Below are 1,172 nucleotides of genomic sequence, written 5' to 3'. Positions count from 1 at the left end.
CTGGCGGAGTCCGAGACTTTAAAGATCGATACCAGTGTCCTCCTCGTCTCTCTCATCATGAGACGTTTCCAGCCCGGCTCCCCGCCGGGCTTTTTTTTTTCCTCCATTAAGCCCCATTTTTCCCCCGCCAGCAGGCAGTAATTCCCACATATAGGGAAAACTGACCCCTGACCTGATGGAGGCACCTGCGCAACAGGGGTGTCGGCATGGTCGATCAGGCAGTTGGACGCTCACCGCATAAGGCGAAAATTCCCATCATAGGGGAATTGTGATAGTCTTTATGGGAACAGCGACCGCAATGGGGGTCTGACTGCCTTGAGCAGAGAAACGCAAGTGGTGCTTAAAGTCTCCTCCCCGCCGGAAGGGAGGGTCGGCAAGCGTCATGCCACCGAGGGCATCGAGACCTATCTGCGGCGGGCCTACGATCTGTTCGGCGGCGGCAAGGCGGCGAAAGACGTCGTCCTCCTGCTGGAGCTGTTCTTCCTGTACAAGGTGGGCCGCGATGGAAACAAACCGAAAAGCGGCCAACAAGCAGTCATCGCCATCACCGATTTTTTAGAGTTCACGAAGACACCGCCTTGGATGTGGTCGTCCAGTCAACTCTATGAGTACCTGACCAGTCTCGCGGTCCGCAATCTGTCTCGTGCGACGATCCGGGGCCGACACCACTACATCAAACACTTCTGTGACGCGGTCTTGGCCGACCGAGACATCGCCAACAAAATCCAAATCAAGTACCCGGACGCTTCGTTCCAGCAGATCACGAACGAATCCAGCCGGGCGCTGGTGAGGGGTTTCGCGAAACGGAAGAAAATGCTTTCAAACCCTTCACCGAAAGAAGTCCAACAGGTACTGGACTATCTCGAGTCAGAATTTGTCGAGGCGGTTGAAACCGGAGCAACCGGGGCCGGGCAGTATGTGGTATTGCGTGATCGGGCCATCATCGCGATGTTTTACGCTTACGGTGTACGCCTGTCCGAGTTGGTCAAGGCCGACGTCACCGATTTCGATTATGACCCCGAGTGCCCGGATTACGGGGAACTGGGGATTTGGCATATCATCGGCAAGGGCGACAAGGATCGGCATCTCCCCGTCTTCGCGCCCTGGATCTACCCGGTGCTGAGGGCCTATCTGGACCACGTGCGCCCGCATTGGACCCATGATCCGCGCAC

Annotated in this window: 1 protein-coding gene; it reads left to right on the top strand. The window is 56.8% G+C overall.

The features are described 5' to 3' along the window. Positions 1-315: 315 nt before the first annotated feature. A partial coding sequence (locus EOM25_15200; protein NCC26526.1) for a hypothetical protein occupies positions 316-1,172 on the top strand: 857 nt, incomplete at its 3' end.

The sequence above is a fragment of the Deltaproteobacteria bacterium genome, assembly GCA_009929795.1.
GTDB lineage: Bacteria > Desulfobacterota > Desulfovibrionia > Desulfovibrionales > Desulfomicrobiaceae > RZZR01.
This window is presented reverse-complemented; position numbering and strand designations above follow the sequence as displayed.